Source organism: Acetobacterium wieringae (assembly GCF_001766835.1).
Taxonomy (GTDB): Bacteria; Bacillota; Clostridia; order Eubacteriales; family Eubacteriaceae; genus Acetobacterium; species Acetobacterium wieringae.
This window is the reverse complement of sequence record NZ_LKEU01000035.1, coordinates 193,355-212,275: the sequence shown is the minus strand read 5'-3', so window position 1 is coordinate 212,275 and position 18,921 is coordinate 193,355. Positions and strand designations below refer to the sequence as shown.

Annotated in this window: 19 protein-coding genes; 4 read left to right on the top strand and 15 right to left on the bottom strand. The window is 35.7% G+C overall.

Annotation, left to right across the window (positions count from 1 at the left end):
• The 3 genes from ACWI_RS18560 to ACWI_RS19560 all read left to right on the top strand — a co-directional run.
• On the top strand, positions 1-872 hold an 872-nt coding region (locus ACWI_RS18560; RefSeq protein WP_207648656.1), incomplete at its 5' end, for a tyrosine-type recombinase/integrase.
• On the top strand, positions 869-1,885 hold the full coding sequence (locus tag ACWI_RS13395; RefSeq protein ID WP_070371933.1) for a site-specific integrase: 1,017 nt from the start codon (positions 869-871) through the stop codon (positions 1,883-1,885). The genes ACWI_RS18560 and ACWI_RS13395, both read left to right, overlap by 4 nt.
• 84 nt (positions 1,886-1,969) lie before the next feature.
• Entirely contained in the window at positions 1,970-2,293 is a 324-nt protein-coding gene (locus ACWI_RS19560; protein WP_423230206.1) for a Mu transposase domain-containing protein, read from the top strand.
• On the opposite strand, the gene ACWI_RS13390 is transcribed toward ACWI_RS19560, so the two are convergent.
• The 4 genes from ACWI_RS13390 to ACWI_RS19555 form a co-directional block, all read right to left on the bottom strand.
• Entirely contained in the window at positions 2,174-2,926 is a 753-nt protein-coding gene (locus ACWI_RS13390) for a TylF/MycF/NovP-related O-methyltransferase (RefSeq protein ID WP_070371932.1), read from the bottom strand. The genes ACWI_RS19560 and ACWI_RS13390 overlap by 120 nt on opposite strands.
• Positions 2,927-2,934: 8 nt before the next feature.
• Positions 2,935-4,047, bottom strand: coding sequence for a radical SAM protein (locus ACWI_RS13385; RefSeq protein WP_070371947.1), 1,113 nt, complete (start codon positions 4,045-4,047; stop codon positions 2,935-2,937).
• A gap of 172 nt (positions 4,048-4,219) precedes the next feature.
• On the bottom strand, positions 4,220-5,053 hold the full coding sequence (locus ACWI_RS13380) for an IS3 family transposase (RefSeq protein WP_423230207.1): 834 nt from the start codon (positions 5,051-5,053) through the stop codon (positions 4,220-4,222).
• Positions 5,053-5,187, bottom strand: a complete 135-nt coding sequence (locus ACWI_RS19555) for a hypothetical protein (protein ID WP_423230205.1) — start codon at positions 5,185-5,187, stop codon at positions 5,053-5,055. Before ACWI_RS19555 ends, ACWI_RS13380 begins: the two co-directional genes overlap by 1 nt.
• Positions 5,188-5,340: 153 nt before the next feature.
• On the opposite strand from ACWI_RS19555, the gene ACWI_RS13370 reads away from it, so the two are divergent.
• Positions 5,341-6,624 (top strand): IS1380 family transposase, encoded by a 1,284-nt coding sequence (locus ACWI_RS13370; protein WP_070371929.1) that lies wholly within the window; start codon positions 5,341-5,343, stop codon positions 6,622-6,624.
• A gap of 247 nt (positions 6,625-6,871) precedes the next feature.
• Here the strand turns inward: ACWI_RS13370 and ACWI_RS13365 are convergent, their stop codons facing one another.
• From ACWI_RS13365 to ACWI_RS13315, 11 genes are all read right to left on the bottom strand, one after another.
• Positions 6,872-8,152, bottom strand: coding sequence for a protoporphyrinogen/coproporphyrinogen oxidase (locus tag ACWI_RS13365; protein ID WP_084633696.1), 1,281 nt, complete (start codon positions 8,150-8,152; stop codon positions 6,872-6,874).
• The gene (locus ACWI_RS13360; protein WP_070371928.1) at positions 8,140-9,030 is read right to left on the bottom strand and encodes an SDR family oxidoreductase; all 891 of its coding nucleotides are present in this window, start codon (positions 9,028-9,030) and stop codon (positions 8,140-8,142) included. Before ACWI_RS13360 ends, ACWI_RS13365 begins: the two co-directional genes overlap by 13 nt.
• Position 9,031: 1 nt before the next feature.
• Complete coding sequence (gene rfbH, locus ACWI_RS13355; RefSeq protein ID WP_070371927.1) at positions 9,032-10,369, bottom strand: lipopolysaccharide biosynthesis protein RfbH; 1,338 nt, start codon at positions 10,367-10,369, stop codon at positions 9,032-9,034.
• 194 nt (positions 10,370-10,563) lie between these two features.
• Positions 10,564-11,337: a glucose-1-phosphate cytidylyltransferase gene (gene rfbF, locus ACWI_RS13350; protein ID WP_070371926.1), complete on the bottom strand. Its 774-nt coding sequence runs from the start codon at positions 11,335-11,337 to the stop codon at positions 10,564-10,566.
• Between the two features lie 34 nt (positions 11,338-11,371).
• The gene (locus ACWI_RS13345) at positions 11,372-12,601 is read right to left on the bottom strand and encodes a glycosyltransferase (protein WP_070371925.1); all 1,230 of its coding nucleotides are present in this window, start codon (positions 12,599-12,601) and stop codon (positions 11,372-11,374) included.
• A gap of 15 nt (positions 12,602-12,616) precedes the next feature.
• Complete coding sequence (locus ACWI_RS13340) at positions 12,617-13,936, bottom strand: radical SAM/SPASM domain-containing protein (RefSeq protein ID WP_070371924.1); 1,320 nt, start codon at positions 13,934-13,936, stop codon at positions 12,617-12,619.
• Between the two features lie 219 nt (positions 13,937-14,155).
• Positions 14,156-14,842 carry an acylneuraminate cytidylyltransferase family protein gene (locus tag ACWI_RS13335; RefSeq protein ID WP_070371923.1) on the bottom strand — a complete coding sequence of 229 codons (687 nt, stop codon included), beginning with the start codon at positions 14,840-14,842 and terminating at the stop codon, positions 14,156-14,158.
• Positions 14,839-15,996, bottom strand: a complete 1,158-nt coding sequence (gene neuC / locus ACWI_RS13330) for a UDP-N-acetylglucosamine 2-epimerase (protein WP_070371922.1) — start codon at positions 15,994-15,996, stop codon at positions 14,839-14,841. The genes ACWI_RS13335 and neuC overlap by 4 nt, the downstream gene beginning before the upstream one ends.
• Positions 15,993-16,991, bottom strand: coding sequence for an N-acetylneuraminate synthase (gene neuB / locus ACWI_RS13325; RefSeq protein WP_070371921.1), 999 nt, complete (start codon positions 16,989-16,991; stop codon positions 15,993-15,995). The genes neuC and neuB overlap by 4 nt, the downstream gene beginning before the upstream one ends.
• Entirely contained in the window at positions 16,988-17,881 is an 894-nt protein-coding gene (locus tag ACWI_RS13320) for a methionyl-tRNA formyltransferase (RefSeq protein ID WP_070371920.1), read from the bottom strand. The genes neuB and ACWI_RS13320 overlap by 4 nt, the downstream gene beginning before the upstream one ends.
• On the bottom strand, positions 17,874-18,920 hold the full coding sequence (locus ACWI_RS13315; protein WP_070371919.1) for a sugar phosphate nucleotidyltransferase: 1,047 nt from the start codon (positions 18,918-18,920) through the stop codon (positions 17,874-17,876). The genes ACWI_RS13320 and ACWI_RS13315 overlap by 8 nt, the downstream gene beginning before the upstream one ends.
• Position 18,921 lies beyond the last annotated feature (1 nt).

Sequence of the window (18,921 nt, the reverse complement as noted above, 5' to 3'; positions counted from 1 at the left end):
CCATTGTGAGCATTCTCCATTTCCTCCTTGTTCTTTGGTCAGATACAAGGATAATTGACTTGAGTTTTGCCCGCAATGGATTTTTGCAATATTGTGCATTTTCCAACTTGCAATACTATGGATTTTTACTTTGCAACTTTCTACATTTTTATTTTACAATAAACATTGGTTATGATGCGTACGTTCCGATCCATATCGATAATAAACGAAGTCGAAGATCAAAATATGTTGCTTATGTTTTTACGCATCAAGAAATTTCTGCAATTATTTCATGTAGCGACAAAATCTATCCCCATCGCAGATCAACCATGCACCTTGTTATGCCGATTCTTGTCAGACTCCTTTACTGTACAGGACTGCGAATCAATGAGGCCTTGAAACTTCAGTTAGCACATGTGGATCTCGTTAACGGTATTCTTCGCATTGAGCATGCTAAGTTTGATAAGGATCGATTGATCCCCCTTTCGCCGAGTATGAGAAACGTGCTTGAGCAATACTGTGAAATGTTGCATCCGCTGTATCTTCCTGATGACTATCTTTTTATTGGTATTGCCCGAGAACCATATTCTCACCACGCTATTTACTATCGATTTCGTGAGCTTCTTCAACAGGCGGGTATTCCACATGCTGGACGAGGAAATGGTCCAAGAATTCATGATATCCGGCATACATTTTGTTGTCATACTTTACAGAAATCGGTTGCGGATGACGTTGATCTCAATGCTGTCCTTCCAATATTATCGGTGTATCTGGGACATGAATCCATTGCAGCAACCAGTCAATACCTCAAAATGACAGCTGAAGTTTATCCTGCTGTAATGGAGGCCGTTAACAGTGTCTGCTCATTTGTGATTCCAGTGGTGAACAAATGAAGCCGACTGATTTAGCAAAATATATCAGTCAGTACCTGACGGTTTATCTAACCGGTACAAAAGGACTGAGTTCCAATACCATCGCATCGAGAAGAGATACATTTATTCTTCTTTTTCAATTTCTTAAAGTTGAAAAAAAGATGGATGCAACTAAAGTTGTTATTTCCGATCTTGGAGTTGAACTAATCCTTGATTTTCTCAATTGGATTGAGATTGTGAGAAAATGTAGCATATCGACCCGAAATATCCGTCTTTCGGGGATCAAAGCATTTTTTCAATATATCCAAACACAGACCCCAGATTACATGCACATATCCCAACAAATTTTATCCATACAGCCTAAAAAGTGTCCCGAAGAAATCATGGAATATTTAACACTTGATGGTATAAAGGCTATTCTGGATGCTGTTGACACCCGTTCCTTTTCAGGAAGGCGAGATTTAGTTCTGCTCAGCGTTTTATATGACAGTGGGGCCAGAGTACAAGAAATTGCAGACCTCATCGTCGGTGATGTGCGACTCCAAAATCCGGCTACTGTTCGTTTAACTGGAAAGGGAAATAAAAAACGAATTGTTCCATTAATGAAGCCGACGGTTCAATTACTTCAGCAGTATTTAAATGAAAATCACCTTCTTTCATCGGAGAATTATTATCAACCAGTGTTTTCTAACAGGAGTAAATCCAAACTCACACGTGCTGGGATTGCTTATATTTTAGATAAATATGTCTGCAGTGCAAGAAATAAGGCGCCCCTGTTGGTGCCGGAAAAAGTTTCGCCTCATTCCTTGAGGCACAGCAAAGCAATGCATTTACTGCAATCAGGCGTCCCACTTATCTATATCCGTGATTACCTGGGACATTCCGAAATAGCGACAACCGAAATTTATGCCCGTTGCGATACTAAACAAAAGCGGAAGGCTCTTGAAACAGCCTACACTGTTTTGCACAATCCACAATTACCGGCATGGGAAAAAGACGAGGATCTCATGCAATGGCTTAAATCACTTTGCTGATTTACATCTTACAGGGTTGTAAAATGTAAAGTTCACATGGAGACGATCGCATATTAGTGCCCGTTTTCATGTCAACTTTACATTTTGTCAAACTTGTCATTTCATATTTCAGTCGACAAAATGCATTACTCGGTTCCTTATGAATACATCAAACAGGAAGACGATGTGCGACTGACCCGATCAATTGTCGAAGTGTTCTACCACAATCAGCGGATCTGCTCCCACAAACGCCTCCATGGCCGCTCCAACCAGTATAAAATAGTGTCAGGCACCGATCCATATTTTGTGTTATCCTATAACTACGTAAGATACATATGGATCAAAGAAAAATCTTTTTATTTCCAAGTTTTTGATTCCAAGAACTTCGTCTACAGCTTTTGTTTCACCTGGAAACGTTTTTGCATTTAATTCATCGAATGCAATAATTGCACCTTTTGGCATATGAGGTACAAATATTTCTAATGCCTTTTTTGTAGGTTCATATAGATCTAAATCCAAGTATAAAAGACTGATGACAGTATGAGGATTTTCTTCAATGTACTTTTCAGCAGTTTGACATAGGTCTCCTTGAACTAATTCTACTTTGGGAATTTGGTTAATTGCTCTATTAATATCATAAACTTTGATCGCATCAACGATTTCATTAAAAGAACTTCCTTTCATTCCGCCAATCTTCAAATTCCCACTAATTCCAGTTTCATCATCGTTACCGTGTATACTCGGAAATCCTTCGAAAGTATCAAATCCTACAACTTTTCTCGTATGATTAACGGGTTCAAATATACTACTCAATTTAGCCCATGTTAAAAGCCCATTTCCATGTAAAACACCACATTCAATAATTGAACCATTTACTCCAATTATCTTCTGAAATAATTCATATTTTGTAAGAAATTTGGCAATGCTTTGTCTTGTTGCATATTTTCCAAAGCTCTCTATTTTATCGATTAAATCAATATTTTCGTTCCTGAAAAGCTTTTCGGTTTCTTTAAATTGATTTAAATCCTCTTGATTCTGATATTTTTTTTCTTTACTAATCATAAGTTATATTACTCCTTATCCTTTTTCCATTCAGGTGAGAATTCATTTCCTATTTGTATAAATGATTCTTTATTGTTCCAATTTGCAAAAGATGATTGATAACAGTTTTTACATGAATTATCCATTAAATTATTATCATTCACCCTTTTCCTAAAATCGACATATTCTTTCGAATTCCACATCTTATCAAAATCTTCGTAATCATTAATATTAAACAACTTCATCGGTGTTGACATACATGGTCTTACATAACCATCGGATCCTAAGAAAAAATCTCTCCAAGCTACAAAACACTTCTTATGATAATTATCTTCAGCAATATCTCCGCCTTGTATATAAGGTAATTTAATACTGATATCTAATTCCTCCGCTAATTCTGTAGCTTGCTCAAAAATCTTGTTGATATCTGATTCAGAATTATATAAAGATTCATGCAACATTCTTTCGTTAAATATTGTCATATAAACAACTTTTAGTTCTTGCAGACCTATCTTCTTCGTAAGTTTTACCATATCTGGAATTTGATGAAGATTCGACTTCATTGCGGTAAAAACGAAATTGATATATGGTTTATCTGTATTTCGGCCTTTTTTTTCTTTAACAATTTCTTTCAACGAATTGACGATTTTATCGAAATCTGATCCTACCCTAATTCGACTATTACTCTCAGCATCTGCACCATCTAAACTAACTGCAATTATATCAACATTATAGTCAAACAACGCTGATTTAATCTCATCAAGCTTCATCCCATTTGTACAAAAATACTTTCTAACATTATACTTATCCAATTTTTCTAATATTTTTATAAATTTCGGATGAACTGTAGGTTCACCCCATCCCATCAGCGTTACTTCTTCAACATGTCTCAATACTGAATCGAATTTTTCCATCCAATCGAAATCGAATATAGTTGGCTCAAATTCTGCATCATTTCTACCGCACATTACACAGCTTAAATTACATAAGTTTGTTAATTCAAATACCAATCTCCTCGGATATGAATTCAACACTTCTTTGTTATCATTAATCTCAGCTATATTAAATACACTATTCTTGTTTTGGATTTCATTCATATTGTTTGACTTAAACAACTCCAAAGTTTTAGCTCTTAAAACCATATCATTCAAAACCTTTCTTTTGTAATATTATATAAATAAAAACTAACCCGTATTATTCACAAAAACATAATAAAACCCGTCAAAGCCTATGAAAGCATTACTTTCTATAATGTACACGCTTGTCAAGACACGAAATCAGAAATATTTAGATAAATCTCCTTTCGCATTTTGATCAGGCAGCCAATGCCATATTTTCATAGAATACAGCTGCCGGTGTTTTGTAATCGAATCGTTGGTGACCACGCTTGTGGTTATATTTAGCGATGTATTCCTTTGTCATAGCTTTCACTTCAGTAACGGTTTCCGGGTACAGCAAATACAAGCGTTCCCATTTATATGATCGGAAAAACCGTTCAATGGCAATATTGTCGGTAGCACGGCCTTTACCATCCATGCTGATTTTAGTTGTTTTGAAGCTTTTAATCAGGTCAATATAGGCATTTGACGTAAACTGACTGCCCTGGTCACTGTTAATAATCTCAGGTGCGCCATAGTTTTCAACGGCATTTTTTATAACACGGGTGACCATATCGGTTTGCAGGGTGTTGCTGATGGTGTATCCCACAATATAGCGGGAATACCAGTCAATGATAGCGGTTAAATACACAAATCCATTTGGAGTTCCAATATAAGTAATATCAATGGACCACACCTGATTCAGTCGGTCAATTTCCAGATTTCTCAGCAGGTAGGGATAGGTTTTTGCAGCTTTGGCCCGCTTACTCAGATTAGGACCGGGATAGAAACAGACAATATCCATTTCCATCATATAACGTCTGACAAGACATCTGCCCACGTTATGAAAACCCTGTTTATGCAGTTCATTCCGGATTCGTCTGACGCCAAAGGCAGGTTCCTCGTAATGAATACGATCAATGGCATTTTTAATATTGATTTCATCCCTGGATGGCAAAACATCTACAGGTACATGATAAGCTGTCGATCGCGATAGCATCAGAAGTTGACACTGTTTTTTTATGGTTAAGGAAGGGTGCTTCCAATCAATTAACGCTCTTTTTTCTTCATTTGAGAGATTTGAATTTGTTTTTTTTTAAGCCAATCGACATCCAGTGTTAATTCGCCTATTTTCTTTACGAGCAGCTCCTTTTCATCTTCATGCTCCTGTTTGAGTTTGTCCACATCTTCATTTTTCTTATTGAAGACGGCTGACATATTGGCGATAAATTCGGTTTTCCAATACGATGGTTGCTTTTTCCTCAGGGGTCCAGGTTCGTCGTTTTTTACTCATGTGTATAGTTTATCTTATTTTCTGGATTTTGTGTCCAACTATTTGTGAACATTATAGTAAATTTCAACAAAAACCTGAAGGTGAGTTTTAATGGCGGGGATCTCTCATCCGATGCGGGACTACTAATTCCCCGGAGCTTTGACGAAACACTTGGTTTAAGCCGACTGATTGAAGGGTGTTTCCCACAAACAGCAAAGCGTTGTCATTCAACAGCCGATGTGATCCGACAGCTGATGTACACAACCATTGCCGGTTACCATGCGGATGATGCCTCCGACCACCTGCGTCTGGATCCGGCTTTCACACAGATCCTGGGGAAGAAAGCATTGGCTTCTCAACCAACGATTTCCCGATGTCTGAATCACTTTGATATCAGGATGCTGGAGACGCTTGACCACCTACTCCTTGATTTTGTGGAAAAAGCCTATGTAATGAACCAGCCGGAGTACGTGGTGCTGGATGTCGATTCGACCCATATTGACACCCATGGGCATCAGGAAAACTCAGCTTACAATTATCACTACGGGACAACCGGTTATCATCCACTCATGGTTTTTGATGGTTTAACCGGCGATCTGCTAAAAGCTGAACTTCGCAAAGGCAGTGTCTACACTTCCAATAACGTGGTCGCTTTTCTTGAACCGGTGCTGCAGTGGTATCGGACAAAGTTTCCGGACATCCAGCTGATTCTCCGGGGTGACAGCGGCTTTGCCACACCGGAACTCTATGAACTTCTGGATGATTTTGATGTATACTATGTCATCCGACTAAAACTCAATGCCAAGCTCTCGGCCTGTTCGAGGGCGGCTGACGATGAGTTTTATGCTAACTATGGGACTGATTACAGCAAAAGCCACAGTCTTTATCATGATTTCAATTATCAGGCCGGAAGCTGGGACAAATCCCGCCGTGTCGTCTGCCGGGTCGAACGCCATGCCGACGAGCTGTGCCCACGACACACTTTTATTGTCACCAACCTGACGGCTCATCCTCAGGAGGTCATCGGAGTCTATCATAAACGCGGGCAGATGGAAAATTTCATCAAGGAGGCCAAGCTTGATTTCGGCATGGATACATTGAGTCACTCATCCTTCCTGACCAATGCGGTTAAGTTGCTGATCCGCGGATTGGCCTATAATTTGATCAATTTCATGAAACGACTGGTTCTTCCAAAAATCTATCGTAAGTGCCGGTTGTTGACACTGCGTGTGATTCTGATAAAAGTAGCCGGCCGCCTCGTCCGTTCCGGACGATCCACCTGGTTGAAACTCAGCTCAAGCTTTCCATATCTGGAGCTGTTTCACAACCTGCTGGTCAAACTGGAATAATAACAGCCGAATCAACGCAGCGTTTTAAATGAAAAAACAAAGTCCCGGGGATTCGTCTACCCTTTTGAGCTGGTTTTTTGTTTGCTTATTGAGCAAGTCACTCAAAATTCGGTTATCATTGTGTCGTTTCATATTTTCCGGGTGCATCAACCTGAAAATAGCTTTAGTATGATGCTTTTTCACGAACTGTCCGGGTTTGTGAATAATTCGGGACTAATTCATTTTCAACCCCAAAATTTAGCTTCATTTATTGTAAAGCACTATTTATCCTTTCTGCCATTTTTTTCCCGCTAATTAAACTCTGATCACTCCATAAGTAGTCCCATTCGCCAAAACGACCTGCACATTTAATATTTATCTTATCTAAATAATTAAGTATCATTTCTCTATTTTCGTAAATATCTTTTGTAAATAAAACATTGGCATAATCAATTTGTCGAACATCTCTTACACGAATATCTATTTCTGAAAAATTCATAATTGGACCAAGCTTTTCGATCGTCTTCTCTAAGACCTCTTCTAATGAGTATTTTAGCGGATTTAGTTTTGAAAAATAATACTCCGCTTGAATTGAACTGCACCCCTCCGGAACATTATTTATTGATTTTAAGCTAGGTGCATAAACCCTAGAAGGCAAAATATCGTCATCATATATATAATACCAAAGATGTTTGGGAATATCCAGTTTATTAAAACCTAATGATACAATAATGCCAGAAGTATAGTTTAATTTTTCAGCTACCTCTAAAATTTCAGCTGGTACTCCTTTAATGATCTTGCATAATTCCGGTAAGGGTATCGTCGATACTAAATTTTCATAATAGTACGTTTTTTTATTATCTGTAATTACCATTTTCTTTTCTGGATCAATTAACACTACTTTTGAGTTAAAATCAATATTATTTTCATCGACTAGTTCTTTCAGGTAACTCTGATACCCCCCTTTAAAAGGATATCTCATTTCTTTAGCGTAAAAACGATTAATTTTGTCTTCTTCAAAAGCCCCTTTGATTACTTCTTGTATCGGTGCTTGGTAAACACGATCTCCAACCCATTTTGTTTCAAGTCTTTTAGCATCCACGGTCCAATATTTTTTTGTATATTTCATTGGAAAATGTTCTGCAAAATAGTCACCAAATTGAATCCTCAACCAGTCCTCGTAGTTTTTTATTAGAAAGGACTTTCGATTAATAAAACCCATAATAATTTTTGTTTTTTCTTCGGATGTTAAAGAAAAAATGTTGTTTTGTGCAGGGTGCTTTATCCAATGCCCATTATAATAATTGAAAGCCCTTGGTTTATGTTTAAAGCTCCACGAACTTTTTTCAAATATTTCAGCAACTTCTTTTACCTCCGTAAAGGAAAGATGAATGAATGTGTCAAAAATAAATTCATTAATATTAAATGAATGACATAGGCCTCCCCAATAATTTTCTTTTTCAATAATAATATTTTCGGTCTTTAAAAAATATTGAACAGCCATCCCTGAAATCCCGGCACCTAAAATAATTGTATTTAACTTTCGCAATTGAACTCCTCATTATTTAGCAAACACTTTATTCCTTGGCAGAAATCCATTGTTAAGTCTATATTGTATCCTACCCTTATAAGCGCATCTAAATTTGCACTAGACTCCATCAATTCATTTTCACGATAATTCAGTGCCCCAAAATTTAAATTAACATTAGATTTTGTAGCTTTTTTTATGATTTTCACTGCATCTTTTATCTTAATCGAAGTACCCGTACCTACTTCAAATTCTTTAAAATTGGCATCTTTGATCATTATGTTATTTAATAGAAAATTAATTATTTTCACTACATCTTCAATATAAATAAAATCACGCTTCTGTTCGCCAAATGTCAAGTCAATTGATCCCTTGTTAGATAGGCATTTGTTTAAAACATAAGTTATAAACTTATCATTATCATCAAGTCTCCCATACATATGTTCCATTTTCAAATTGTAGAACTTAATCTTTTTTTTCAGAGCTAAATCTCTACCCCAATCTTTAAATTGTTTCTTAGATAAAGCATAATGATTAGTATTCCTAAATAATACTGTATCAATATTCCAAAATTCTTTAACATTTTCTTGAGACGCTACTTCAAGTATTTCCAATGGAAACACTAAATTAGTGTTAATCATTTCTTTTAGACTTTCAGCCTTACGACCATAACATGTTGCCGTATGAAAAATTGCATCAATGCCAGGATTTTCCATAAAAACTTGTTTTATATTGATTTTATCAATATCATAGTACTTAACTTTAGGAATAGCTTCTTTAATTCTAAAAATATTTGATGTACTTCGCTTCAAAACAATAACCTGGTAGTTATTATGAATAAACTCTTTTAAAAGATAACTTCCCAAAAAACCAGTAGCTCCTGTTAATAAGATTTTCAAATTACAACTCCACTGCTTCTTTTATCGTTTCAACCATATAATCAATCATTTCATCTGTCATTCCTGGATAAACCCCAATCCAAAACGTATCATTCATAATCACATCTGTTTTTTTCAACTTTCCAACAACTCTATATCCCTCACCCACTCTTCGCATTTCATCAAAGCAGGGATGCTTGATTAAATTACCTGCAAAAAGCATTCTGGTTTGGATCCCTTTTTCCTCTAGATATTGAATCAATTCATGCCTTTTTACTCCATTTTTACAAGTTATTATAAAACCAAACCAACTTGGATTTGAGTTTTTTTCTGGCATAGGAAGTATTAACTTTTCTTCCAGACACTGCAATTCACTTTTTAGTTTTTTAAAGTTGTAACGTCGCTTTTCAATGAAAGATGATAATTTTCTTAATTGTGCTACGCCTATTGCTGCCTGCAAGTCGGTTGCTTTTAAATTATAACCAAAATGCGAATAAACATATTTATGATCGTATCCCAATGGAAGCTCACCAAACTGTTTATCAAAACGATGTCCACAAAGATTATCCTTTCCCGAGGGACAAGAACACTCCCTTCCCCAATCTCTAAGAGATCTAATGATTCTATTTAAAAGCGCATCATTAGTATATACTGCTCCACCCTCACCCATTGTCATGTGATGAGGAGGGTAAAAACTAGATGTGCCAATATCTCCAATTGTGCCTGTGAATTTTTCCTCTCCATCTATTAAATATTGTGATCCTAAAGCATCGCAATTATCTTCAATCAACCAGAGATTATACTTGTCGCAAAAGTTCTTTACCGATTGTATGTCAAACGGATTTCCCAAGGTATGGGCTAGCATAACAGCTTTCGTTTTTTTTGAAATTGCATTCTCTAACTGCGAAACATCAATATTATATTCAGGAATCGTCACATCTACAAAAACAGGTATCGCACCATATTGAATAATTGGAGCAACCGTTGTCGGAAAACCAGCCGCAACGGTTATTACTTCGTCGCCAGGTTTAATCGCCCTATCCTTTAATAACGACGAAGTTAATGCCATAAATGCTAGTAAATTAGCCGATGAACCTGAATTAACAAGACTACAGTATTTGACATTTAAATAGGCCGAAAACTCACGTTCAAAAATATCAGTATATCGACTTGCTGTAAGCCAAAACTCTAATGCACTATCAACCAAATTAACCATTTCTTCATTATTGTAAACACGTTTTGCATAGGATATCTGTTGCCCTTTCTTATAATTTTTAGTTTTATGATATCCTTCGCAGTATTCATCTACCATCTCTAATATTAAAGTTCTAGCTTCTTGTTCTGTCATACTATCAAACATTACTCGCTCCTTTATTAGTACAATTCAATTACACAATCAAATTATAATATTCTACATTTAACTTTCTTCCTTGAGATAAATCTATCACAAAATCTATTATTCTCCATTCTCTAAAATAGATTAACGATTATTTAAAACCTTAATTTAACAAACCAAATTATCCTAAGCCGATCACTTATAAAACAAAATTAATTTTACCATTTTATCCATGGAGCTTTTCCAGTTATCACTAATTCTTCAAGCATTTTTTTTTCCCTAAGTGTATCCATACACTGCCAAAAGCCATGGTGTTTATAGGCAACTAATTCACTTAAATGAGCGCATTGTTCGAGTGGATACTCTTCAAAAACTGTTTGATCATCATCAATCAGTTTGAAAATTTCAGGCTTCAGTACCATGAAGCCACCATTAATCCAGCCGCCATCTTCCTTCTTCTTTTCTTTAAAATTTGTCACAACTCCGCCTGTATCGATGTCTATAATTCCAAACCGTCCCCCTGGTTGAATTGCAGTAATTGTCGCAATTTTTCCATGATCTGAGTGAAATCTCTCAAGTTCATTGAGGTTAACATCACTAATACCATCACCATATGTAAGCATAAAAGACTCTTCTCGAATGTAATGCTCAATTCGTTTAACCCGGCCACCCGTCATTGTATTTAGGCCAGTATCCACGACTGTTACTTTCCACGGTTCTGCCACATTACTATGAATTGTAATTGTATTGTCAGTTGAAAAGTCAAAGGTAATATCACTTCTATGGAGATAGTAATCAGAGAAATATTTCTTGATGATATGACCTTTGTAGCCGCAGCAAATTATAAATTCATTATAACCATAATATGAATATGATTTCATAATATGCCATAATATTGGTTGTTCTCCAATATCTATCATCGGTTTTGGCTTTAAATGTGACTCTTCTGAAATACGTGTACCTAAGCCTCCTGCGAGGATTACAACTTTCATACTTTCCACCCTTCTAAACTATTCATTACACAACCTATTTAAACACATGGTCAATTATTACTCTTGACAACTCATTATCACTCATTATCAATTCTTTATTTTGTTTAAAAGTACGCTCAATATCTGCATGTTTATCTTTATTCTGAAAAAGTAAAATAAAACTATCTGTCAGTTTTTTTAAATACAATTCAAAATCACAGTGTTTTATTTTTTTATCTCGTTTATAATCGGTATATAATTGATTTAAATGTTCAAAGCGAAGAATAAATTTATCAATTTGGCTGCTATCTTTCTCTGATCCGTTATAACGTTCAAATAAGTATTGCCCCTCAATATAGGCGTCGTAGCCTTCGCTAGCAATTTTCATCATTAAGCGTACCTCTGCAGTCCAATAATCACTTTCGTAGTAATTTGTTTTTAATAGAGCCTCTCTTCTGAAAGCTGTTTGGGTAGGTGGTGGTGTGATGGCACAACCGAAAATTTTTGAATAATATTTGACAGATTTAAAGTAAGACAAATTATCAAAATAATTCTTTCTCAATTCGTCTTGCATGAAATGGATAATTCCCACTTTATTGTTATTATTAAAAATCTTTACAACATTCTCAATATAGCTATCAAGATAGGCATCATCACCATGTAGTGTAACAATATATTTACCCTTCGCCTTTTGCCATGTCCGATTAGTATTTAGTAGAAAGCCAATATTTTCTTCGTTTTTATATAATCTGATTCTTGAATCCTCGATTTTATCGACTATTTCGTATGTTTTATCAGTTGAGCAATTGTCACATACAATTATTTCAAAATTTTGATAGGTTTGTTTTAATACACTGTCAATAGCTTTCGAAATATGTTTTTCATCATTGTAAATAGGCATGCATACTGAAACAAGAGGTTCATTTCTATGTTCTTTTTCGATACCTAAAATCTGCTCATCAATTCCAGTAATTATATCCAAATCAGTACTAAAAGTTTTAACCTTAGTGTAAACCTTAATTGCTTCGTCGAAGCGACCTGTTAATTGATAAAGATAAGCCAAATTATAATTAATATCAAAGTCCTGACTATGCTTTTCGACCCCCTCAAGAAGTAACTCTTCGGCTTTATCTAATTCTTTATTATTAATAAGGATAACTGATTTTACAGAATATAAATTACGCTCTATCTGATCAAGCGCTTCCCTAACTTTTAAATCATCTTCGTTTTCCAACAACCGACTAATTTCTTCTTCAAATTTAATCAAAACTTCATCTATTTCCATACAATACCTCTATCTTTATTCTTGCAGTTCAGAAAAATAATTTGCCACACTTTGTCTTATTTCATCGCTTTTATCAAATTCTTTAACACTCAATTTTTTCGAATAATTTTTATTTAATGGTTCTACACTTTCATTCATATTGTATACGCAATTAAAGCAAAGCGTTTTCTCAACCGCACCCGTTAAATGCATCTCCCTTAAGTTTTTGAAAAGATCACAATACCAAGCTTCCTTAAGTGATACCTTATTTAAATCTGCCACTACCAGGTAATTTTGAAAGTCAACACAACAAGCAGTTAGATAACCTTCATAAGTTATATTAATAGCGTTAAATAAAAGTGAACATGGCAGGTTTCTTATCTGCGTGTCGCTGTTTTCCAGCGTCAGCAACTCATTAATTTCATACATCATTCCGCCCTGATTCGCAACATCTATATAGATTATTTCATCAACCAAACCATTGATTAGTAATTTTAATTCTATCTTTTCTTTTTCAGTAAATCGGGTAACAATGAATGAAGCGAATATTTTAAAATTCAGTTCGTTCTTAGATCGATATTCGGAAATAAATTTTAAATTTTTGATCACCTGTTCAAAATCATCGCGACCATGAATCATTTTATATGTTTCTCTGGAGCCAGCATTGATAGAAAACTTGATACTGTCCAATCCTGCATCTAACACCGACTTAACCCGCTCTGGGGTTGCCAATGCTCCGTTTGTCGTTAAATAAACATATTTATAACCAATTTCTTTTGCCCATTTCACATATTGATCCAGTTTTTTTGCCATAAATGGCTCACCAGTTGTATAATAACCCACTTCTTCAACGCCCTCATGATATGCTTCTTTTAGGATTCTTTTTAGGAAAGATTCGTCGATTGAACCTTTTTTTCTGGTCATTTTGGAATTTGCACAAAATAAGCACTGATGGTTGCACATATTTGTAAGTTCAATAAGCATATTCTTTGTAGGGAATTCTGGATTAATAGTAAATATAGGCTTTGATTTAGCTTCAATTCTTTTCATAAGAGAATTATCATCAATTTCAATAAATTCCCATTGAGAACAACTCGATTCTCTGCCAAAATCATCTCTAATGGGCACATCTTTCTGAACCTCTTTAACGCCAAGTATTTTTTCATTTTCTTTTATGAATTTTCCGTAATTGGCATTAATTGAAATGTTCGGATTACACCCCTCATCAACAACATAATGATTAATGTGCGCTCTAATTAGCTCCGCTGTTAAGAATTCATCTTTTCCTTGCTTTCTAAAATCGCTTAAAATATTTGTTACAATTGGCAGTAAACCATTGTTAAAAAAGCTATTCATTCATACCTCCAAATATGCTATATCTATAGGCGTTTGCAAAACTCAATAAATCCCTTGGATAAGCCATTTCTTGTTTGTTATATTTATGCAACTCCTCACCAAATCAGCTTATATTTATCCAAAGTGAGTATAGAATGGCTTATTTACGTCAGTCTTTATAATTCATTTCGCAATTACCTATGCTATATCTATCCATCTTTCTTCTGCTTAATTCTGGTTTTATGAAAAGTGCTTTTGAAATATCTCGGCTGTTAAAAAATCAATCTCATCATCAATGTCAAGTGAATGCTCTTTATCCATCAAATAAGCGTAACAGCTTTCTTTGTAAAAATCCTGATATTTCCTAAAATAGTCAACTTTCGAAAGATAGATCGCACCATTCAAGCGATAATACTTTGGTAGTTCTTGTCTTCTATAACCGATGTCTTTTTTTATAAAACCATCAATTCTCAAATCTTCCGGCACTTTTCCTGTGTATAAGGGTGAATGATCCACCTCACACAAACTGACCACGGCATTAGCCTTCTTATCATTTATCAACTTCACTGCGTTTATAATATCATCACTGGTACGTAAAGGCGAAGTCGGCTGTAATATCATAAAGTATTTAAATACTTGTCCCAGAGCGCTCAACCTCTCCAGAAGATCTGCTATAACGTCATTGGTTGCAGTAGCATCCTCCGCTAAATGCGACGGTCTTAGAAATGGCACTTCAGCTCCATACTCTTTGGCAATTTCCGCATAAGCCTGGCTATCTGTAGAGACAATAATTTTTTCAAAAACCTTGCTTTTTATAGCCGCTTCAATTGAATATGCCATCAACGGCTTTCCATTAAGCAGTTTTATATTCTTGTCTTTAAGTCCCTTTGACCCGCTTCGTGCAGGTATAATTGCTAAACAATTCACGCGTTTTCTCCCAAATCATAAAACTTCTTTTTGATACAAATAGATCCTTCTTTTAAAGCTCGGATTAATGTTTCGGTGATGATCATTGAAGTATTCACCTTTTCATAAGGGTTATTAAAATTATCATGTCGATAGTTTTTGATTGATCTTATACATTGATCAATTTCACTACCAACTGGTTGACAATTAATTACACTTTCTGACTGTAACCGCCCTTTTTGACGATCACCAATATTAATCGTAGGAATTCCAAAAGAAGGAACTTCGACGATTCCACTCGAAGAGTTTCCCATTACAAAACTTGCATACTTTACTGCTGACAAGTAACGCTTCATACCCAATGAATGGTATACTCTGCAATTCTCATGTTTTTTTACAAATTTATCGAGCAAGTCGTTGATGATTCGTCCATTACTGTCTGCATTTGCTTTTGTAAACAAATACTGATATTGAGGATTGATTTCAATTGCTTTTAGTAATTCCAATACTTGGTGTTCTGCTGTATCATTTTCTAGAGTAACCGGATGAAATGTAACAATACCATAGGGACTATCTAACTTCCAACTCAGTGATTCTTCCAATTCAGTTTTCGTGAAGAGTACTTCATTTATCGAATTTTCTACACCAAGAGCACCCACATTATAAATGCGTTCTGGATCTTCTCCTAACTGAATAACTCGCTTACGATAGGCTTCTGTACTGGTAAAATGTAGATAACTCATTTTTGTAATTGCATGACGAAAGGCTTCATCGACTGCACCTTCAGTCGTTTCACCACCATATAAATGAGCGATGGGGATCCGATGATTCACCGCCGAACAGCAAACCGCCAATGTTTCATAACGATCGCCAAGTACTACTAAAAGATCTGGCTTTGATCGTTCAAAATAGTCTGCAAAGCCGATCATTGCCAATCCCATTGATTTGGATATTGCCATTGGAGAGTCGGAGCTTATAAGAATTTCGATCTTTTCATCAATTTCAATCCCGTCTTCTTCAATCTCTTTATAAGTCAATCCAAATTCTGGTGCCAAATGTGCCCCTGTTACCACAACTCGAACGTCAACCCCCTCTTCAAGCTGAAGCTTTTGAATCACTCTTTTCAGCAAGCCATATTCTGCCCGGGTCGCAGTTAAAAGACAAATTTTTATCATAGCTCAATCAACTCGTCTTCCTCAAAGTCTCTTGCAGCCCTTTTTCCCAAAACCTCAAACCATTTCATTGGAGAAATGCCATCGCCCGGGCGCTTTATTGTTAAATTGTCTTTTGTAAACGCATCACCCATTTCGATTTTGGTTTCTGCAACAATGCTTTTTCTTGCAATCTGAATATTTTTCTTTTCAGATTCAGCAGGTTGTTTGATGCCATCCCCAAATGCTTTTTCAACATGACGAATAGCACATACCATTTGCTTTAACTCATCCGGCTCCAGACTAGCCTGATGATCCGGCCCATCCATTGATCGATCGAGCGTAAAATGCTTTTCAATAATCGTTGCGCCCATAGCTACCGCTGCAATAGGAATCTCGATCCCCATCGTGTGATCAGAATAACCAATTGGTAAATTAAATTCTTCCCGCATGGTCAGCATCGCCCTTAGATTGACCTCGTCAAAAGGGGCTGGATATTCAGTAGTGCAATGCAAGAGGGTAATTTCGCTACTACCATATTTTTTCAGGATAGCCACCGCTTCCGCCACTTCATCTAGTGTTGCCATCCCCGTCGATAAAATAATGGGTAATTTAGTTTCGGCTATTTTAATCAGATAAGGCAGGTTTGTTATCTCACCTGAAGGTATTTTCCACTGACTGATCCCTATCTGAAAAAGAAAATCCACACTTTCAAAATCAAAGGGGGTCGATAAAAAATCTAAATCCAATTTTGCGCAGTAGTCTTTTAATTCTAAAAACTGACCCTCGGTAAGTACCAGTTTCTTCAGCATTTCTAATTGTGTCTCCGAATTTCGACTATTCTTTTCCTGATACAAAGCTTTTCTTGCGTATTTTGTCACCAGTTTTTCTGCTTTAAAGGTCTGAAATTTTATTGCATTCGCCCCTGCTTTACTAGCAATTTCAATCATTTTTTTTGCCAAGACGATATTCCCATTATGATTAACTCCAGCTTCGGCAATAATATACGTATTTTTCATATTAAACGATCACCTATTTGAACTCTCACGTCGCAATCAAACTCAATTATTTCCAACATTGTATCTCTTGTTTTAACGACAAATGTGTCCTTATACTTTCCCACAACTTGACCAGGAATACCTATATAAGTTGGCGCTTCATCAATTAAACTTGCTCTGTTAATTTTTATCTCAGAATCATTAATATAACTTCGTGCCACTGGGCCTGGCTTTGCAATACCACGTATAAAATTGAAAATTTTTTCACTTTCCTGATTCCAATCAATCCGTTCATCACCATTTTTCCTAATTCCACAATAAAAACCAACTGGATGTATATCTTTTTGTTTTATTGGAATAATGCGGTCATCTTTTATTTTCGTTACTGCATCATAAAGCAAATTCGCACATTCTACATGGGCAATTTTTAAAACATCGCCATAATTATCATTTTGATCAATTCTAAATGTCTTTTGTACTATTATATCACCTGTATCGATTCCTTCATCAACATAATGAACAGTAATACCAAATTCCTTTTCTCCGTTTATTAAAGCCCAATTCAAGACATTTCTTCCCCGATAAAAAGGTAGCTTTCCAGCATGACAGTTTATCAGCTTGTGGGGACATAGGTTAATTACATCTTTTTTAAATATTTGATCAAATGACATCGAAACTAATAAATCACAATTATACTTATCAATTTTTTTAATAAATGAAACTGTATTGATGTTTTCTTCTGTTATAAAAACAATTTTATTCTTCTCAGCCATTTTTTTTAGAACTTGATCTGACTCCTTGAATCGTCCACAAACAAACATAATTTCTATACCGGAATCGTCTAATAACATTTTCAAAGCATTGTGTGCCCAAACTCCGTCTCCAAAATAACCAATTTTTAGTTTACTCATCAACTTCCAGCCTTTTCCTCATAATTTCAAGCTCGTTCAATTCACCCATATCCAACCAGGCCTGTTCACTGATCGGAAAAACACCAATTTTTTTCCCCTGTTGACGGTACGTTTCAATAATATCCGGAAATCCCTGCTCTTCATTTGTTTCAATTTCATCAATGACTCGCCCATCAACTACATACATCCCGGTATTGACAAAAAACGAAATTTCCGGTTTCTCCTTCATGGTCTCAATGTTGCCATCTTTGCCAATTTCCACTACCCCATAGGGAATTCGTATCCGCTTCATTGAACAAACCATGGTAATCAAATTCTCCTGTTTTTGGTGAAAGCTTAAAATCTTCTGATAATCTTCATCAACAAGAATATCGCAATTCGACAAAATAAAGGTTTTACTAATTTTCCCCTTCAATAAAGCAAGTCCTCCACCTGTACCTAGGGGAATTTCTTCATCCACGTAATTCAAAAAATAGTCTTTATCCAGTTCATTAAAATAAGCTTTAATCATGTTTTTCTTGTGGTTCAAAATTAAATAAAATTCATTGCAGCCATTATCGACAAAGCGATTAATGATGTGTTCCGCAATCGGAATTTCACCAATTGGTATTAGTGGCTTTGGCAATATTTTAGTGTACGGATATAGTCGCGACCCTAAACCACCAGCCATAATCACGACCGGAACATCGATGCTCTTCCTGGTTTTAATCACTTCATGATGCGGAAAGATAATCTCCACAACTCGATTTTTCGAATTTACGATCGGTAGAGCCTCTATTGATTGTGTTTTTATATAATTTTTTGCTCGATACTTCTCTTTTGTTGACAGATATTTCGGCTGATAATTGGCAATTTCAAAGATCTTGGCTTCCAGGCTTCCTTTTTTTAAAATCCAGCGTCTAATATCACCATCGGTCAAAGCTGCAACTAATCCCTGTTCGGAAACGACAAAGAGTACCTTTTTTGCAACCCGATCCAGTTGCGCCATGGCTTCAATCATACTGCAGTTTTCATTGATAAGAAAGTCTTTAATATCCATG